This is a genomic window from Glycomyces sp. MUSA5-2, from assembly GCF_037034145.1.
Lineage (GTDB): Bacteria > Actinomycetota > Actinomycetes > Mycobacteriales > Micromonosporaceae > Glycomyces > Glycomyces artemisiae.
Genome location: NZ_JBAGKG010000002.1, coordinates 744,096 through 761,821, shown reverse-complemented (window position 1 = coordinate 761,821; position 17,726 = coordinate 744,096). Strand labels below are relative to the sequence as shown.

General features: G+C 71.6%; 10 protein-coding genes. 6 read left to right on the top strand and 4 right to left on the bottom strand.

All coding sequences use genetic code 11. From position 1 onward, the window contains the following. Positions 1-11: 11 nt before the first annotated feature. Together xylB and WA640_RS09125 are read right to left on the bottom strand one after the other, a co-directional pair. A complete protein-coding gene (xylB, locus tag WA640_RS09130) occupies positions 12-1,403 on the bottom strand; it encodes a xylulokinase (protein ID WP_335987345.1) in 1,392 nt (463 codons plus the stop codon). A gap of 4 nt (positions 1,404-1,407) precedes the next feature. Continuing rightward, positions 1,408-3,705 carry a TIM-barrel domain-containing protein gene (locus WA640_RS09125; RefSeq protein WP_335987344.1) on the bottom strand — a complete coding sequence of 766 codons (2,298 nt, stop codon included), beginning with the start codon at positions 3,703-3,705 and terminating at the stop codon, positions 1,408-1,410. Positions 3,706-3,933: 228 nt separating this feature from the next. Here WA640_RS09125 and WA640_RS09120 point away from each other — a divergent pair, with 228 nt between their 5' ends. Continuing rightward, the gene (locus WA640_RS09120) at positions 3,934-4,404 is read left to right on the top strand and encodes a Dps family protein (protein ID WP_106364477.1); all 471 of its coding nucleotides are present in this window, start codon (positions 3,934-3,936) and stop codon (positions 4,402-4,404) included. An 82-nt stretch (positions 4,405-4,486) separates the two neighbouring features. Here the strand turns inward: WA640_RS09120 and WA640_RS09115 are convergent, their stop codons facing one another. Together WA640_RS09115 and leuS are read right to left on the bottom strand one after the other, a co-directional pair. After that, positions 4,487-5,920 (bottom strand): endo-1,4-beta-xylanase, encoded by a 1,434-nt coding sequence (locus WA640_RS09115; protein ID WP_219926761.1) that lies wholly within the window; start codon positions 5,918-5,920, stop codon positions 4,487-4,489. Between the two features lie 199 nt (positions 5,921-6,119). Next, positions 6,120-8,933 (bottom strand): leucine--tRNA ligase, encoded by a 2,814-nt coding sequence (gene leuS / locus WA640_RS09110; protein ID WP_335987343.1) that lies wholly within the window; start codon positions 8,931-8,933, stop codon positions 6,120-6,122. A gap of 324 nt (positions 8,934-9,257) precedes the next feature. On the opposite strand from leuS, the gene WA640_RS09105 reads away from it, so the two are divergent. The 5 genes from WA640_RS09105 (at position 9,258) to WA640_RS09085 (ending at position 17,668) form a co-directional block, all read left to right on the top strand. Continuing rightward, positions 9,258-10,259: an AAA family ATPase gene (locus tag WA640_RS09105; protein WP_106364775.1), complete on the top strand. Its 1,002-nt coding sequence runs from the start codon at positions 9,258-9,260 to the stop codon at positions 10,257-10,259. Positions 10,260-10,261: 2 nt separating this feature from the next. After that, complete coding sequence (locus tag WA640_RS09100) at positions 10,262-11,506, top strand: DUF58 domain-containing protein (protein WP_335987341.1); 1,245 nt, start codon at positions 10,262-10,264, stop codon at positions 11,504-11,506. Further along, the gene (locus WA640_RS09095; protein ID WP_335987339.1) at positions 11,503-13,863 is read left to right on the top strand and encodes a transglutaminase TgpA family protein; all 2,361 of its coding nucleotides are present in this window, start codon (positions 11,503-11,505) and stop codon (positions 13,861-13,863) included. The genes WA640_RS09100 and WA640_RS09095 overlap by 4 nt, the downstream gene beginning before the upstream one ends. A gap of 10 nt (positions 13,864-13,873) precedes the next feature. Further along, on the top strand, positions 13,874-15,625 hold the full coding sequence (locus WA640_RS09090) for a DEDD exonuclease domain-containing protein (RefSeq protein ID WP_335987338.1): 1,752 nt from the start codon (positions 13,874-13,876) through the stop codon (positions 15,623-15,625). Positions 15,626-15,940: 315 nt separating this feature from the next. Beyond that, complete coding sequence (locus WA640_RS09085) at positions 15,941-17,668, top strand: RelA/SpoT family protein (RefSeq protein ID WP_335987337.1); 1,728 nt, start codon at positions 15,941-15,943, stop codon at positions 17,666-17,668. Positions 17,669-17,726: the final 58 nt, after the last annotated feature.

Here is a 17,726-nt window from a genome sequence, read left to right as displayed (position 1 = left end):
TCGTTCCTTTGCTATTGGTGCTTTTCCCAAGAGGCGGTTTCGTTCCTCAAGGTCGCGTACTGCTCGGACACTGAAGCGGCGGTGCCGGTGAGCCGCTCCGTGTCCCCGTTCTTCCACTGCGGCGGGGTGTCCCGGCCGGACAGGGCCCAGGCCGCCTGCTTGGCGGCGCCGAGGGCCACGTACTCGGCCGAGGGAGGGACTTCCACGTCGACGCCGAACACGGTGGGGGCGATCCGGCGGACGGCTTCGGAGGCGGCGGCGCCGCCGATGAGGAGTACCCGTCGGGCCTCCAGGCCTTGCGCGGCCATCGCGGCGAGGCCGTCGGCCTGGGCCGAGAGCATCCCTTCGACGGCGGCGCGGGCGAGGTCGGCGCGGGTGGCGCCGGTGGTGATCCCGGCGAGGACGCCGGTGGCGTTCGGCCGCGCGGGCGTGCGCTCGCCGTCGAGGTACGGCAGGAGGGTGAGGCCCCCCGCGCCGGGCTCGGCGGACAAAGCGAGCGCGTCGAACTCCGCGTGGTCCACACCGAGGAGGGTACGGAACGTGTCGAGGACGCGGGCGGCGTTCAGCGTGCAGACCAGCGGCAGGAACCGGCCGGTGGCGTCGGCGAAACCGGCGACGAGGCCCGAGGGGTCGTTCGCGGGGACGTCGGAGACGCCGAAGACGGTGCCGGAGGTGCCCAGGGAGACGGCGACGTCGCCGGGGCCGAGGCCCAGTCCCAGTGCGGCGCCGGCGTTGTCGCCGGTGCCGGGGGCCACGGCCGCGCCCCAGGGGGTGCGGCCCACGGTCTCGTTCGGGGCGGCGACGCGCGGGAGGACGAGGTCGCGACCGAAGGCCTGGATGAGGCGCTCGGTCGTGTAGGCGCCGGTGTGCGGGTTCCAGTAGCCGGTGCCCGAGGCGTCGGAGCGGTCGGTGGTCGCGTCGGCGGCGGTCGCGCCGCGGAGCTTCATGGTGAGCCAGTCGTGCGGGAGCATCACCGAAACGGTTTTGGCGGCGTTTCCGGGCTCGTGCTCGGCCATCCAGGCGAGCTTGGTGGCGGTGAAGGACGCGGCGAGGACGAGGCCGGTGTCGGCGGCCCACGATGCGGGGCCGCCGTGCTCGGCGGTGAGCCGCTCGGCCTGGGGGGCCGAGCGGGTGTCGTTCCACAGGAGCGCGGGACGCACCACGCGGTCGTCGGCGTCGAGCGCAACCATGCCGTGCTGCTGTCCGGAGACGGCGACGGCGTCGGCGCGTTCGAGCAGGCCGCGCCCGGCTTCCTGGAGGGCGTCCCACCAGGCTTCGGGCGGGCACTCGGTCCCGTCGGGGTGCGCGGCCCTGCCGGAGTCGACGATCTCGCCGGTCTCGGCGTCTACAAGGAGGACTTTCGTCGACTGGGTGGAGGAGTCGACTCCGGCGACAAGGCTCATGTTCCTACTTACGCTCCAGCTCGGCCTTCGCGGGCGCGCCCGCAACATCGATGACGCTCACATTAGCGATGTCCGCCGGACCGGTCGAAACCAGGGTCACCAAAGTTTCAGAAACTTTTTCGATCGCGATGGTCGTGTCGCCGTCGACGTCGGAGATGACGGTGCCCTCGGTCGGGGCGCCCCAGAGTTCGAGGGTGATGCCCGCGAAGGGCTCCTCGCCGATCGTCTCGCCGGGCTCGACGCGCGGGATGATCGCGCCGTAGCGCACGAACAGCGGGAAGGTCTCCAGGTCGTGGCGGGTGTCGAGGTAGCGGCCGCCCTCGTGGACCTCCTTGGTCCAGAAGTCGATCCACTTCCCGGCCGGGAGGTAGACCTTGCGCTCGCCCGACGGGTCGTTCACGGGCGCGACGAGGAGGTCGGTGCCGAGGCGGAACTCCTGGTCGGCGGTCCACGAGACCGGGTCGGCGGGGTCGTCGACGTTGAGGGCGCGCAGGACCGGCTCGCCGGTGCGCGAGGACTTCACCGCGGCGGTGTACAGGTACGGCGCGAGCGAGTAGCGCAGCTTCAGCGACTCCACGGCGAGGCGCTCGGCCTCCTCGGAGAACTCCCACAGCTCGCGGGTGGTGGTGCCGTGGTAGCGCAGCAGCGGGGAGAGCGCGCCGAACTGGGCCCAGCGGATGTACAGGTCGTCGGTGGGGGTGCCGTTGAAGCCGCCGGTGTCGTGGGACCAGAACGGGATGCCCGACAGGCCGTGCGAGAGGCCGCCGCGGATGGTGCCGCCGAGGCCGTTCCAGGTGGTCTGGACGTCGCCGGACCACTGGGCCGAGTGGCGCTGCCCGCCGAGGAACGAGGAGCGGGCCCACACGAGCTCGTGCCCGTTGACCTCGCGGGTGACCTCGACGACCGCGTCGTTGTAGAGCAGCGTGTACACGTTGTGCAGCTCGGTGCCGGTCATGCCGTTGTGCGCCACCGCGTCGGCGGGCACGCCCTCGGCGAAGTCGGTCTTGTAGAGGGCCGCGCCGGCCTGGAGGGGCCCGCGCAGGAGGTCCTGCCACCACGCGGTGGCCTCGGGGTTGGTGAAGTCGACGATGCCGCTGGGCTCGTGCGAGCCGTTCCAGACGTCGGCCACGTACGTCTCGCCGTGGGCGTTCTTGAGGAAGTAGCCGCGCTCGTCGCCCTCGGCGAACACCGCGGACTTCGCCGAGATGTAGGAGTTCATCCACAGGCAGACCTTGAAGCCCTGCTCGGCGAGGGCCGCGAGCATCCCGGCGGGGTCGGGGAAGCTCTCGTCGTCCCACTGCATGTCGGACCAGTGCGGCTCGCGCTGCCAGAACGTGTCGAGGTGGAGCACGTCGCAGGGGATGCCGCGCTCGCGGATCTTCTTGGCGCGCTCCATGACCCGCTCGGCGGTGTCGACGAAGAAGCCCGAGGAGATCCAGGTGCCGAAGGCCCACTTCGGGGGGAGCGAGGGGCGGGAGGTGAGGCCGTCGAAGCGGTCGAGGACGGTGACGGGGTCGCCCGCGAGCACGAAGTACTCCAGCACCTCGTCGGGGACGAGGATCTCGACGGCCGAGTGGGTCTGCTGGGCCATGTCGAACTCGACGGGGGCGCCCGAGTTGACGAGGACGCCGTAGCCGCGGTCGGAGACGTAGAACGGCACGTTCTTGTAGGCGCGGATGGACTCCGAGCCGAACGCGTCGAAGTTCCACATCACGGGCCGCTGGCCGCGGGCGTTGAGCGGCGCGAAGCGCTCGCCGAACCCGGCGAATGCCTCGTCGGGGGCGGGGGTGAACGACTCGTGGTAGGCGGCCGGCTCGCCGTCGACGAGGGAGCGCCCGAACGGGAGGGTGCGCAGGCGCCCGGAGATGTCCTGCTCGCCGGGGTTCTGGGAGAGGAGGGTCCTCCCGGAGGCGTCGGTGTAGTGCAGGGACCAGGAGTCGAGGGTCGCGACGGCGCGCAGGGCCCCCGCGTCGACGGTGACGGTGCCGTCCGCGACGGTGACCTTCGCGCCGCCGTAGGTCCCGGCGTGCACGAGCTCGATGATCTGCTCGGCCGCGGGCCGGGCGGCCGGGTCGGCGGCGAGGCGGGTGCGCACGACGCCTTCGGCGACGGCCGCGATGGAGACGTACAGCTCCTCCCCCGCGCTCGTGGCGGCCTTGAGGAGGACGGCGTCGGCGCCGGCCTCGACGACCTGGGCGCTCGTGACGGACGACAGGCCCTGCTCGCCGTTGGCGCGCTGGGGCAGCTCCGGGGGGTCGGCGACGAAGAACTCGCGGGCGACCAGCGGCGGGCGGTAAGGCATTCGTTGCTCCTGCTCGTTCAGGGTGCGGAGGGCGGCGGCCGGGCCGGGGACGGCACGACACGCATTAGTTTATCGACTATCCCAACAAATGGCGAGCGGGGGAGGCGGCCGGGAAGGCGGCACTGCCCGGACCGCCGCGGGGCCGAGTTTGCCACCGGACGAGCCGGGGAAGACTACGATCTGCTTGTCACTGCCGGAACCGACTGCTGCTCTGCGAGGTGCACCGATATGTCGACCGTTCGCTCCAGCCTCACCGACGAGAACCGCGACACGACCGCCAAGGCGCTGCAAGGCGCGCTCGTCGACCTCATCGACCTGTCGCTGGTCGGCAAGCAGGCGCACTGGAACGTCTACGGCAAGAACTTCCGCTCGCTCCACCTCCAGCTCGACGAGATCGTGCTGTCGGCGCGCAACGCCGCCGACCTCGTGGCCGAGCGGGCGATCGCGATCGGCGTCAGCGCCGACGGCCGCGCGAGCACCGTGGCCGAGTCCTCCTCGGTCCCCAAGATCCACGACGGCACCATCTCCGACACCGAGGTCGTGTCCCTCATGATCGAGGCGTACACCGCGATCATCGCGAACATGCGCGAGCGCATCGAGACCACCGAGTCCGCCGACCCGGTCTCCCAGGACCTCCTCATCGGCATCACCGCCGAGCTGGAGAAGCAGTCCTGGATGTTCCAGGCCGAACTCGGCTGACCGCCGCCCACGCCGCAGCCGGGGCCCGGACGGAATCGTCCGGGCCCCGGCCTTCTACTGCGAAGGGAGCGGGGTCAAGGGGTCACGCGGGCGTGCACGTGACCGTCGGGACCGAGGCGGTCGCGCCGTCCGGTTTGGTGATGTTGAAGCCGAACGTCGTGGACTGGCCCGAGGCGAGCGTCCCGTTGTAGGCCGCGTTCGAGCCGGTCACCGTCGCGCCGGTCAGCGTGCCCTGGATGCTCCAGGCGTTGGAGATCCGCTCCGATCCGGGCCAGGTCCACGACACCGTCCAGCCGGAGAGGTTCTGGTTGGCCTTCACCGTCCCGGCGTACGTGGCGCCGGTGTTCCAGGGGCTCTGGACCGACAGGGTGGCGGTGCAGCCGCTGCCGGTGGGCGGCGGGGTGGTGGTGCCGGGCGTGGTGGTCCCGGGGGTCGTGGTCGGGTTCGTGACCGTGCCGCCCCAGGCGTTCAGGACCGAGGTGTACGCGGGCTTCTTCGAGTAGTCGTCGTTGAACAGCAGCGGCGCGCCGTAGCCGGGGAAGACCCCGGGGACCCACGAGTCGCCGTCGCGCACGCCCCACACGGTGATGCCGGAGCAGTCGGCGAGGTTCTTGCAGATGTTCGCCACCCGCGCGTAGTCGCTGGCCTGCTGCGCGAGCTCGTTCGCGTCGGCCGGGGTCTGGAGGCGGATGTCCAGCTCGGTGATGCGGACCTTCAGGCCCAGGTTGACGAAGCGCTGGAGGTTCGCCTCCATGTCGGAGGGCACCTGCCCGAGGATGAGGTGCGACTGGAAGCCCACGCCGTCGAGCAGGCCCTGGTTCACCAGGCCCTGCGCGATCGAGTAGATCTTGTTCGACTTCGCGTTCTGGCCCTCGATCGAGTAGTCGTTGATGTAGAGGTCGGCGTTCGGGTCGGCCGCGCGGGCGGTCTGGAACGCGGTGGTGATGTAGCCTTCGCCGAGCTTCTGGAGCCAGAACGAGTCGCGCATGGCGCCGTTGGAGTCGCTGACGACCTCGTTCACCACGTCCCAGGAGTCCACCCGGCCCTCGTAGCGGTTCGCGAGGGTGTTGATGTGGTCGACCATCGCCGTCTGCAGCGCCGAGGCGGAGAGGTTCTGCACCCACGAGGGGGTCTGCTGGTGCCACACGAAGGTGTGGCCGTGGACGGTCTGCCCGTTGTCCTCGGCGAAGTCGACGATCGCGTCGGCCTGCGTGAACGTGTAGTTGCCGTCGCTGGGCTCGGTCGCGTCCCACTTCATCGCGTTCTCGGCGGTCAGGGAGTTGAACTCGGTCGCCACGAGCTCGCGGTACTGGGCGCTGCTCTGGAGCAGGTTGTAGTTGACGGCCACGCCGATGTCCTTGTTCAGGGCGTCGGCGGCCCCGCGCAGCGTCGTCTGCTGCGCGCTGGCGAACTGGGTCGAGAGGCCGATGCCGAGCGCGGCGGTCGCGACGGTGACGACCCCCGCGAGCAGCGCCCTCCGGCGCGTTCGTGACTGGTGCGTTCGGGTAGGCAGCACGAGAAAGCTCCTCAAGGTGGTGCCGCGCCGTGAGGGAACGAGGCTGTTCAGCAGATGGGGCCCGCGGGGGGCGGAGCGCTCCCAACGAGGTGAGGCACAGCCTAGTGCGAGGATCGATGCATGTCAATCTATGGGCGGACTGGAGACGCCGAGGGGCGCGGACCCGCTGGTCCGCGCCCCTCGATGCCGTTGCGGCGCGTTACTTCGCCACGATCGAGACCATCTTGCCGGCCACGACGATGACCTTCTTGACGTCCTTGCCGTCCAGGTTCGCCGCGACCTTCTCCTCCGCCAGCGCGGCGGCCTTGACGTCCGCTTCGGACGCGTCCGCGGCGACCTCGATGCGGCCGCGGACCTTGCCGTTGATCTGGACCGGGTAGGTCACGGTGTCCTCGACCAGGTACCGCTCGTCGGCGACCGGGAAGTCGACGTACGCGATGCCCCCGGTGTGCCCCAGGCGCTCCCACAGCTCCTCGGCGATGTGGGGGGCCACGGGCGCGACCATGACGACCAGGGCCTCGGCGGCCTCGCGCGGCACCGGGTGCAGGCCGGTCACGTGGTTGTTCAGCGTGATCAGCTTGGCGACGGCGGTGTTCATGCGCAGGTTCTCGTAGTCGTCGCGGACCCCCGCGACGGCCTTGTGGATCTCGCGCAGCGTCTCCTCGGAGGCGGGCACGTCGGCGACGGCGGTCTCGCCGGTCTCCTCGTCGACGATGTTGCGCCACAGGCGCTGCAGGAACCGCTGGGAGCCGACGATCGCGCGGGTCTCCCACGGCTTGGAGTCGGCCAGCGGGCCCATCGACATCTCGTAGACGCGGAAGGTGTCGGCGCCGTAGGACTCGCAGATCTCGTCGGGCGTGACGACGTTCTTCAGGGACTTGCCCATCTTGCCGTACTCGCGGTTCACCTTCTCGCCCTTGTAGGTGTACACGCCTTCGGCCTGCTCCTCGACCTCCTCGGCGGGCACGTAGACGCCGCGCTCGTCGGTGTAGGCGTAGGCCTGGATGTAGCCCTGGTTGAACAGGCGGCGGAACGGCTCGCGGCTGGAGACGTGGCCCAGGTCGAACAGGACCTTCTGCCAGAAGCGGGCGTACAGCAGGTGCAGGACGGCGTGCTCGACGCCGCCGATGTACAGGTCGACGCCGCCGACGTCCTCGGTGTTCTCGGGGCCCATCCAGTAGGACTCGTTGGCGGGGTCGGCCAGCACGGCGGCGGCCTTCGGGTCGGTGTAGCGCAGCTCGTACCAGGACGACCCGGCCCAGTTGGGCATGGTGTTGACCTCGCGGCGGTACTGCTTGGGGCCGTCGCCCAGGTCCAGTTCGACCTCGACCCAGTCCTTGGCGCGGCCCAGGGGCGGCTCCGGCGCGGAGTCGGCGTCCTCGGGGTCGAAGGTCTTGGGCGAGAAGTCGTCCAGCTGCGGCAGCTCGACCGGCAGGTGGTCCTCGGTCAGGGCGACGGGCAGGCCGGTCTCGTCGTAGACGATCGGGAAGGGCTCGCCCCAGTAGCGCTGGCGGCTGAACAGCCAGTCGCGCAGGCGGAAGGTGACGGCCTTCTCGCCGCGGCCGTGCTCGGCCAGCCACGCGATGACGCGGTCCTTGGCCTCGGGGACGGACAGGCCGTCCAGGAAGCCGGAGTTGACGATCGTTCCGGTGGTGCCCGACAGGACCTCCTGGCGGTCCCACTCCGTGCCGTCGGAGACGACCTGGACGATCGGGATGCCGAAGGCGGTCGCGAAGTCGAAGTCGCGGGCGTCGTGGGCGGGGACGGCCATGATCGCGCCGGTCCCGTACCCGGCCAGCACGTAGTCGGCGATGAAGACGGGGACCGTCTCGCCGTTGACGGGGTTGGTGGCGTAGCCGCCGGTGAAGACGCCGGTCTTCTCCTTGGCGTCGGCCTGGCGCTCCACGTCGGTCTTGGCGGCGGCCTGGGCGCGGTAGGCGGCGACGGCCCCGGCGGGGGTGTCGTGGCCGCCGGTCCACGCGGCGGGGACGTCAGCGGGCCAGGTCTCGGCGGTCAGGGCGTCGACCAGCGGGTGCTCGGGGGCCAGGACCATGTAGGTGGCGCCGAACAGGGTGTCGGGGCGGGTGGTGAACACCCGGATGTCCCCCGCGTAGGTCGCGAAGTCCGCGTAGGCGCCGGTGGACTTGCCGATCCAGTTGCGCTGCATGGACTTCAGGGACTCGGTCCAGTCCAGGCCGTCCAGGTCGGACAGCAGCCGGTCGGCGTAGGCGGTGATGCGCATCATCCACTGCTTCAGGGTGCGCGTGTACACCGGGAAGTTCCCGCGCTCGCTTCGGCCCTCGGAGGTGACCTCCTCGTTGGACAGCACCGTGCCCAGGCCGGGGCACCAGTTCACGGGCGCCTCGGTGACGTACGCCAGGCGGTGCTCGTCGACCGCGCGGCGGCGCTCGACGTCGCTCAGCTCGGACCAGGCGCGGCCGCCGACGGTGCGCTCACCGGACTCGAACGCGGCGATCAGCTCGCCGATCGGCCGGGCCTTGCCGGCCTCGGTGTCGTACCAGGAGTTGAAGATCTGCAGGAAGATCCACTGGGTCCACTTGAAGTAGTCCGGGTCGGTGGTCGCGAACTCGCGGCGGTTGTCGTAGCCCATGCCGACCCGGCGCAGCTGGCGGCGGAAGACGCCGATGTTCTCGGCGGTGATCTCGGCGGGCTGGCGGCCCGTGGCGATCGCGTACTGCTCGGTGGGCAGGCCGAACGCGTCGAAGCCCAGCGGGTGCAGCACGTTGTACCCGGCCATGCGCAGGTACCGCGAGTAGGCGTCGGTCGCGATGTACCCCAGCGGGTGGCCGACGTGCAGGCCCGCGCCCGAGGGGTACGGGAACATGTCCATCACGAACTTCTTCGGGGCGCCGGCCCGCGGGTGGCCGGGCTCGGCCAGCTCGCCGGACGGGTTCGGGGCGCGGAAGGTCCGCTCGGCCTCCCAGCGCTCCTGCCAGCGCGGTTCGATCGCGTTGGCCAGCTTGGCGTCGTAGCGGTGTGCGGGTTCGGTCATGGCTCGTCCTGTGGTCCGATGAGGCTCTGGGTTCGGTCGGCGTTCTCCGGGTACTGACCCTAGACAGCAAAAAACCCCAGACACGCTGGGGTGGCCGTGCTGGGATCTGTCCCGCACGGCTAGGTAAGGAGCTCGAATCGCCGAGGCATGCCCCCAGTGTAGCCGAGCGCCGCCCAGGTGGCACGGGACATAACGCTTGGGCGGGTCCGAGTAGGATGACCAGAACGCGCGGCGGTTCCGGTGCACGCCGCACCCACCCACCTCACCGACTCCCCAGGAGGACCGTTGACCTTCGAGTCGTCCCCCGAAAAGCCCGACGGCACGATGCCGCTCCAGAGCACGGCGCAGGCGGGGCAGGGTCCCGCGCCGCTCTCGCCGCAGGAGTTCAAGGCCACGGCCGAGGCGATCCTGACGAACGTCGAATGGGTCATCGAGGGGAAGTCGCACACGATCCGGCTGGCGCTGGCGGTCATGCTCGCGGAGGGGCACCTGCTGCTGGAGGACGTGCCCGGCGTCGGCAAGACCCAGCTGGCGAAGGCCCTCGCCCGGTCGATCGACTGCTCCGTGCGGCGCATCCAGTTCACCCCCGACCTGCTGCCCTCGGACGTGACGGGCGTGAGCATCTTCGACCCCGAGAAGCGCGACTTCGTGTTCAAGCCGGGCGCGATCTTCGGGAACCTGATCCTCGGCGACGAGATCAACCGGGCCAGCCCCAAGACCCAGTCCGCACTCCTGGAGTGCATGGAGGAGCGGCAGGTCACCGTCGACGGGAACACGTACAAGCTGCGCAGCCCGTTCATGGTGATCGCGACGCAGAACCCCGTCGAGATGGAGGGCACCTACCCGCTCCCGGAGGCGCAGCGCGACCGGTTCGCCGCGCGCCTGGCGATCGGGTACCCGGACATCAACGCGGAGCTGGCGCTGCTGGACCGCCGCGAGGAGTACAACCCGCTGGACGCGCTGCGGCCGATCGCCGACGCGGAGATGATCGTGCGGATGATCGCGGCGGCGCGCGCGGTGCACCTGGCGCCGGAACTGAAGCGGTACGTGGTGGACCTGGTGGCGGCGACGCGCACGAACGCGCAGGTCCGGTTGGGAGCGAGCCCGCGGGCGACGCTCCAGCTGCTGCGGTGCACGCAGGTGCTCGCGGCGATGGACGGGCGCGACTTCGCGCTCCCCGACGACGTGCAGCAGCTCGCCGTGCCGGTGCTCGCGCACCGCCTGATCCCCACGACGGAGACCACGATGGGCGGCGGCGACACGAAGGCGATCGTCTCCGACATCCTGAGGCACGTGCCGGTGGTGTCGCACCCGGGGAGGTTCTAGGCGTGGAGCTCACCGGACGCGGCAAGACGCTGCTGGCGGTGAGTGTGGTCGTCGGCCTCACCGCCCTGGCGGTGGGCGAGGGCGACCTGCTGCGCGCCGCGGCCCTCGCGGCGATCGCCCCCCTCGGCGGCCTCGCGGTCCTGCGGTGGACGCGGCCGACCCTGGAGTCGAACCGGGTGCTCAATCCGGCGCAGGTCGAGGCCGGGCAGGCCACGCAGGTGCGCCTGGGCATCCAGAACACCGGCCGCAGCCGTCCCCCGGCGCTCATGCTGGAGGACCGCATCCCGTACCGGCTGGGGAACCGCCCCCGGCTGGTGCTGGAGCGGCTCGCGCCGGGCGCGCGGAGCGTCGTCAACTACACGATCACGCCCGGCTCGCGCGGCGCGTACGAGCTGGGGCCGTTGACCGTGCGCACGTCGGACCCGTTCGGCCTGGCCGTGTCGGTGCAGGAGTTCCCGGTGACCACGGAGCTCATCGTGACCCCGCGGATCCAGCCGCTGCGCAGCCTGCTGCTGCCGGGCGGCGCGGGCATGTCCTCGGGCGAGTCCGCAGCGCACACCGTCGCGATCACCGGCAACGACGACATCGCGGTGCGCGAGTACCGCAACGGCGACGACATGCGGCGCGTCCACTGGAAGGCCAGCGCGCACCGCGGGCAGCTCATGGTGCGCCGCGAGGAGCAGCCGTGGGAGAACAACGCGGCGGTCCTGCTGGACGTGCGCCGCGGCGCGCACCGCGGCGAGCTGTCGAGCTTCGAGTGGATGGTGGACGCGGCCGCGTCGGCGACGGTGCGGCTCGCGCGCGACGGCATCGACCCGTGGCTCATCACCGCGCACCGCGACTTCGAATGCCGCCAAGGCGATTACAGCCAGGCGATGCGGTACCTGGCGACGGTGGCCGCGGCCCCCGAGGCGCCTGTCGCCGCGATGGTCGAGAAGGCCCAGCGGGCCCGCTCGGTGTCCGGGATCGTCGCGTTCCTGGGCCACCTGACGCCGGAGGAGGCGTCCGCGCTGGGCCGCCTCGCGCGGCGCGGCGGCCGGTGCACGGCCCTGGTCGTGGACCCGGTCCGGTGGATCCCGAAGGCGGCCACGAGCCGCGTCGACCCGCGCGAGCAGGCGTTCGCGCATCAGCACGGGCAGGCCGTGTCCGCCCTCGCGTCCGCGGGCTGGCAGGTGATCCCGGTCGTGGCCGGGACCGAGCTGCGCCGCGTGTGGACGCGACTGAGCGCGTGGAGGACTTATCCATGAACGGACAGCGCCACGCCACCGTCGTCGCCGCGTCCACGCTCGCGCTGACCCTGACGCCGCTCATCGGGATCTTCGACGGCCTCGGCTGGATCTTCCCGGTGATGCTCACGATCGCCCTCATCGCCACCGCCGGGTCGCTCATGCGCGCGGCCGGGCGCGGCCAGGGCCTCCAGACCCTCGCGATGGCCGCGACGCTCGTCGTGGTCCTCACCGTCGGCTTCGGCGGCGGCACCGGCCTGCTGTTCCTGGTGCCGCTCCCGGCGACGTTCGAGCACTGGGCGGCGCTCTCGCAGGACGGCATCGGCGCGATCATCGTGAACGCCCCGCCCGTGGAGGCCACCGGCGGGATCATGTTCCTCACCGTCGTCGGCGTCGGCGTCGTCGCCATCCTCCACGACATGTTCGTGGTCGGCCTGCGCACGCCCGCGCTCGCGGGCCTGACGCTCCTGACGATGTACCTGGTGCCGGTGTCGGTGGCCCCGGACGCGACCGCGTGGTTCTGGTTCATCCTCCCCGCGATCGCGTACCTGTGGATCCTCGGCGACGACAACCTGAAGCGCGTCTCGGCGTTCGGGCACCGCTTCACGGGCGCGGGCCAGCTCGTCGGCCGGTCGTTCCCCTCGCCCATGGCGCGCACCGCGCGCTGGTCGGCGGCCGGGTTCATCGCGGTGGCGCTCGCCGTGCTCACCGTCGTGCCCGCCAACACGTCCGGGCTCATCGACAACGTCGCCGACGGCATCGAGGGCGGCGAGTCGTACGGGCTCGGCGACGTCAACCCGTGGGCGCAGCTCTCGGGCTCGCTCATGCGGCCCGACCCGGTCGACGTGCTCCGCGTGACCACCGACGACCCGAACCCGCGCTACCTGCGGATGCACGTCCTCGACGAGCTCACCAACGACGGCTTCGCGCCCAACGAGTACGACGGCACCCAGAACCTCGACGAGCTGCCGGACCCCGGCGGCGAGCGGTACACCGCGCAGATCCAGAATCTCCAGATGCAGGCGCCCGTGGTCCCCGTGTACGGGAGCCCGGTAGACCTCGACATCGACGGCGACTGGCGCGTCGACCCGGACACCGGCGTCATCGTCGGCGACGGCAGCGACATGGGCGACGTCGACGAGTACACCGTGGAGTACGCCGAGCCCGCGCCCGACGCCGAGACGCTCGCGGCCGCGGACGGCATGAAGACCTCCGACGAGCGGTGGGGCCCGAACACCGAGCACCCGGACGTGCCCGAGCTGACGGAGATCGTCGACGGCGTGACCGCCGGGGCGACCACCGTCCACGAGAAGGTCCTCGCCGTGCAGGACTACCTGTCGGTGTCCAACGGGTTCCGGTACTCCCTGGAGACCGCCGACGCGGGCAACGACGAGGCGATCCTCGACTTCCTGGAGACCCGTCAGGGCTACTGCCAGCAGTTCGCGGCCACGATGGCGTGGATGCTCCGCGAGGCCGACGTGGCCGCGCGCGTCGTCGTGGGCATGTCCCAGGGCTCGCGCGTGGACGCCGACCAGTGGCTGCTCACCAGCGACGACTACCACGCGTGGGTCGAGGTCTACTACGACGGGCCCGGCTGGGTCACGTTCGACCCGACCCCCGCCACGGGCGTCCCCGGCTCGGTCGGCTTCCCGTGGGCCAGCGAGCCCGACGAGGCCGTCGACCCCGAGGCCGAGCCCAGCGAGAACGAGATCTCCACCGAGGAGCCGACCGCGCCCGCGACCGACGAGTCCGGGCAGACGCTCCCGCCCGAGGGCGGCGCGAGCGAGGGCCCGTCCGCCGAGGCGGGCGCCGGATCGGACGGCGGCGCCGCGCTGCCGTTCCACCCCAGCTGGCTGCTGCTCCTGCTGCTCCTCGCGGTGCCGTTCCTGCCCGCGCTGTGGCGCGGGACGGTGCGCAGGCGGCGGCTCAACCCGCGCACCGTGACCGCGAAGACCGCCTGGGACGAGGCCATGGACCTGGCCCTCGACTACGGCGTGTCCATACCGGACTCGTACACGCCGCGGCAGGCCGCGGGCGTCCTCGCCACGGCCGCGCCCAGCGCGCGCGAGGCCGCGACGGCGCTCGGCTCCGCGATGGCCCTGCACCGGTACTCCCCCAGGGGCGCCGACCCCGCCGGGCTCGCCGACGCCTTGCGGGACCTGCACACCGCACTCGACAAGAGCGTGCCGACGCGGCGCAAGTACGCGGCCATGTTCTGGCCCGCCTCGCTCATCGCGAAGATCGGCGCGGGCCGGGCCGAGCAGTCCGCGCGGCTGTCGCGCCGCTCGGCGCGCACCACCGACCGGGTGAAGTCCGCGCTGCGGCGCAAACGACGTTCGAACAACCGCGACAGGCCGGGTGTCACAGGTCGCGCCTAGGGTTGCCGGTATGTACAGACGCGGCGGGTCGGGCGACGGCCCGGGCGAGGACGGCGGGGCGGGCTTCACGCAGCCCGCCCTCGACAGCTTCGGCACCCCGCTCCGCGAGGTCGTCTTCTGCGTGGTCGATCTGGAGACCACCGGGCTCGCCGCCGACGCGTGCGGGATCACCGAGATCGGCGCCGTCAAGGTCAAGGGCGGCGAGGTCGTCGGCGAGTTCTCGACCCTCGTCAACCCCGGCGAGCCGATCGACCCGCGCGTCACCCGGCTCACCGGCATCACCGACGAGATGGTCGCCGACGCGCCCGGCATCGAAGCGGTCCTGCCGATGTTCCTGGAGTTCGCGCAAGGGGCCACGCTCGTCGCCCACAACGCGGGCTTCGACGTCGGGTTCCTGCGCCACGCCTGCGAACTCACCGACACGCGCTGGCCCCGCCCGCCCGTGGTCGACACCGTGGTCCTGGCGCGGCGCCTCACCGAGAAGAGCGAGGTCCCCAACCGGCGCCTCGGCACGCTCGCGCGCCTCTTCGGCTCGCCAGTGACCCCGAACCACCGGGCCCTGGACGACGCCCGCGCCACCGTCACCGTGCTGCACGGCCTCATCGAGCGCGCCAGCGGCCACGGGGTGGTCACCGACGCCGAGCTCGCCGAGTTCTGCCGCGCGATCCCCTCGGAGCTCCAGCGCCGCAAGCGCCACCTCGCCGACGGCCTCCCGCAGGGGCCCGGGGTGTACATCTTCCGCGACGCCGACGACCGGGCGCTGTACATCGGCGTCTCCGTGAACGTCGCGAGCCGGGTGCGCAGCTACTTCTCGGCGGCCGAGCAGCGGCGGCGCCTGCGCGACATGCTCGCGTCGGCCGAGCGCGTCGAGGTCGTCGAGTGCGCCCACCGGCTGGAGGCGGGCGTGGCCGAGCTGCGCCTCATCGCGGGCGGGAAGCCGCCGTACAACCGGGCCGCGAAGTTCCCCGAGCACCGCAGCTGGGTCCGGCTCACCGACGAGCCGTACCCGCGCCTCCAGGTCTCCCGCAAGCCCCCCGAGCCCGGCACGCCCCGCCTCGGCCCGGCCTCGGGCACGCAGGCGCAGGCCGCGATCAGCGCGATCGAGGCGGCCCTGCCGATCCGCTCGTGCCGGACCCGCCTGTCCCCCAAGAAGACCTCCCCCACGTGCGTCCTCGGCGAGATCGGGAGATGCGCGGAGCCGTGCCGCCACACGGTCACCGTCGAGGAGTACGCGGCCCTCGTCGAGCGCGCCGCCCGCGCCATGGACGGCGACCCCGCGCCGATCGCCGAAGCGGTCGGGGAGCGCCTCGCGGAACTCGCCGGGTCCGAGCGCTTCGAGGCGGCCGCTGAGCGCCGGGACGAGCTCGGGGCCTATCTGGCCCTGGCCGCGTCCTCGCAGCGCGTCAGGAACTTCGTGGCGGCCGGGGAACTGGTCGCCGCGGGCCGCGCCAAGGGCGGCGGCTGGGAGGTCGCCGTCATCCGCTCCGGCCTCCTCGCCGGAGCGGTGAAGACCCCGCCCCGCGCCGACCCCATGCCCTACATCGCGAAGCTCCGCGACACCGCCCGCGTCATCGCCCCCGCCGACGACGTCCTCGACGCCGCCCACGCCGCCGAGTCCCGCCTCCTACTCGACTGGCTCGCCAAGCCCGAAGTCCGCCTCGTCCTCGTCGAAGGCACCTGGGCCAGCCCCCTCCAAGGGGCCGAGCGCTGGGAGGGCGCCGTCCCCCACGACCCCAGCCCCTGGAGACGCGCCGCGCCCTGAACCCCTGTCGCACCCATGAGGCACCTTTGAAGCCGGGGGCGGCCCACATCGTGAGACTTGCTCGCGAACACTCCGCTGTCCCAAGCGAACCCACCGTTCCAGTCCCCGGAACGGGGCCCGAGGTGCGAAACGGACGTGAGTCGTCTCGCATTCATTTGCGGCGCTTGAGGTTTCCGGGGACACCCGCTCCCGGGTACGCTGTGTCATCCGCTCGAAACGGCGGCCCTGCCGAAATCCGACAGTGTCTAGTGTCGATTCTCTCCAGGAATCGTTGTACATCTAGAATGCGGTCAACCTTGGGCATCGGAGGCTAACATGTTGCGCGCATTGCTTTCGGCTACTCGGACTGCCAGACCTGACGACCCGTGGGACCTCGCGGGGAAGGTCGCGCAGCTCGAAGCGGCCCACCGCGCCCACTACACGCAGCCCGACATGCTCCTGGTCCGCCGCGCCTACCGCATCGCCGAGCAGATGCACCGCGGCCAGGCCCGCCGCTCCGGCGAGCCGTACATCACCCACCCGATCGCGGTGTCCACCATCCTCGCCGACCTCGGCGTCGACACCCCCACGATCGCGGCCGGGCTCCTCCACGACACCGTCGAGGACACCCCGTACTCCCTCGAAGCGCTCCGCGGCGACTTCGGCGACGAGATCGCCGTCATGGTCGACGGCGTCACCAAGCTCGACAAGATCCACCTCGGCTCCGCCGCCGAGGCCGAGACGTTCCGGAAGCTCGTGCTCACCGCCGGGCGCGACATCCGCGTCATGATCATCAAGCTCGCCGACCGGCTCCACAACATGCGGACCATCAAGTTCAAGAAGCGCCCCAGCCAGATCCGCATCGCCGAGGCCACGCAGGACGTCCTCATCCCCCTCGCCGACCGCCTCGGCCTGTACGTCATCAAGCGCGAGCTGGAGGACATCGTCCTGGAGACCCTCCAGCCGGAGGTCTTCCAGCGCATCAAGGAGCACATCGGCTCCGACACCGACCGCAAGCGGCAGGTCGAGCACATCGCCCCGCAGGTGCGCCGCGCCCTGCGCGACTTCAAGGTCACCGCGCGCCTCCTCGACCGGCCCCGCCACCCGTACTCGGTGTACCGCGAGATGCAGAAGCACCCCGGCACCGGCCCGGCCGACCCGCCGCGCCTCGTCATCGTCGTCGACGGCCCGCTGACGGACTGCTACGCGGCCCTCGGCGCGATCCACCGGCTCTGGAAGCCCGTGGGCGGCAAGTTCCGCGACCTCATCGCCGCCAAGAAGTTCAACCTGTACCAGTCGATCCACACCGCGGTCGCCGGCCCCGGCGGCCAGCCCATCGAGTTCCTCATCCGCACCCGCGAGATGCACGAGACCGCCGAGGTCGGCATCGTCGCCGGGCTCCGCCAGACCGGCGGCGACCAGATGGAGATCCAGCTCCCCTGGCTCCAGCGCCTCCTCGACTGGCAGAACGAGGTCGCCGACTCCGGCCAGTTCCTCGACTCCCTCCGCTGCGACCTCGCCGACCAGGACATCCTGGTGTTCACCGGCGACGGCGAGCAGCTCACGGTCCCCAAGGCGTCCACCCCGGTCGACGTCGCCTACTGCTCCGGCCCGTCCAAGGGCCACCGGCTCATCGCCGCGTACGTCAACGGCGAGATCGCGCCCCTGGCGCAGCCGCTGCGCGACGGCGACACCGTCGAGCTGGTCCTCACCGCCGAGCAGCCCTACGGCCCTTCGAAGCAGTGGCTCGAACACGCCAAGACCCCCGAGGCGCAGCTCCACATCAACGACTGGTTCGGCGCCATCGACGACGGCGACTCCACCGGCGAGCTCCCCGTGATCCCCATGCAGCGCTTCGAGGACGAGCTCAAAGCGGGCAAGAACCGCCTCTGGCGCTCCCTCATCGCCCGCGGCCGCGGCCTCGCCGGAGAGCAGCCCCTCCACGGCGTCGCGTCGTCCCTGGGCTACCCGGACCTCGACTCCCTCTACCTGGCCCTCGCCCGCGAGAAGCTCGACCCCGACGAACTCGCCGAGAAGCTCATCACCACCGTCGACCGCTACTAGCGCGAGGCGGCCTCGCGGGTCCGACCCGCGACTCGGCCTCGCAGCCGCCGCGCTGTCG

Bases quoted from the DNA above. Each gene is read 5' to 3' on its own strand.
- xylB (WP_335987345.1), bottom strand. From the start codon at position 1,403: ATGAGCCTTGTCGCCGGAGTCGACTCCTCCACCCAGTCGACGAAAGTC.
- WA640_RS09125 (WP_335987344.1), bottom strand. From the start codon at position 3,705: ATGCCTTACCGCCCGCCGCTGGTCGCCCGCGAGTTCTTCGTCGCCGAC.
- WA640_RS09120 (WP_106364477.1), top strand. From the start codon at position 3,934: ATGTCGACCGTTCGCTCCAGCCTCACCGACGAGAACCGCGACACGACC.
- leuS (WP_335987343.1), bottom strand. From the start codon at position 8,933: ATGACCGAACCCGCACACCGCTACGACGCCAAGCTGGCCAACGCGATC.
- WA640_RS09105 (WP_106364775.1), top strand. From the start codon at position 9,258: ATGCCGCTCCAGAGCACGGCGCAGGCGGGGCAGGGTCCCGCGCCGCTC.
- WA640_RS09095 (WP_335987339.1), top strand. From the start codon at position 11,503: ATGAACGGACAGCGCCACGCCACCGTCGTCGCCGCGTCCACGCTCGCG.
- WA640_RS09090 (WP_335987338.1), top strand. From the start codon at position 13,874: ATGTACAGACGCGGCGGGTCGGGCGACGGCCCGGGCGAGGACGGCGGG.
- WA640_RS09085 (WP_335987337.1), top strand. From the start codon at position 15,941: ATGTTGCGCGCATTGCTTTCGGCTACTCGGACTGCCAGACCTGACGAC.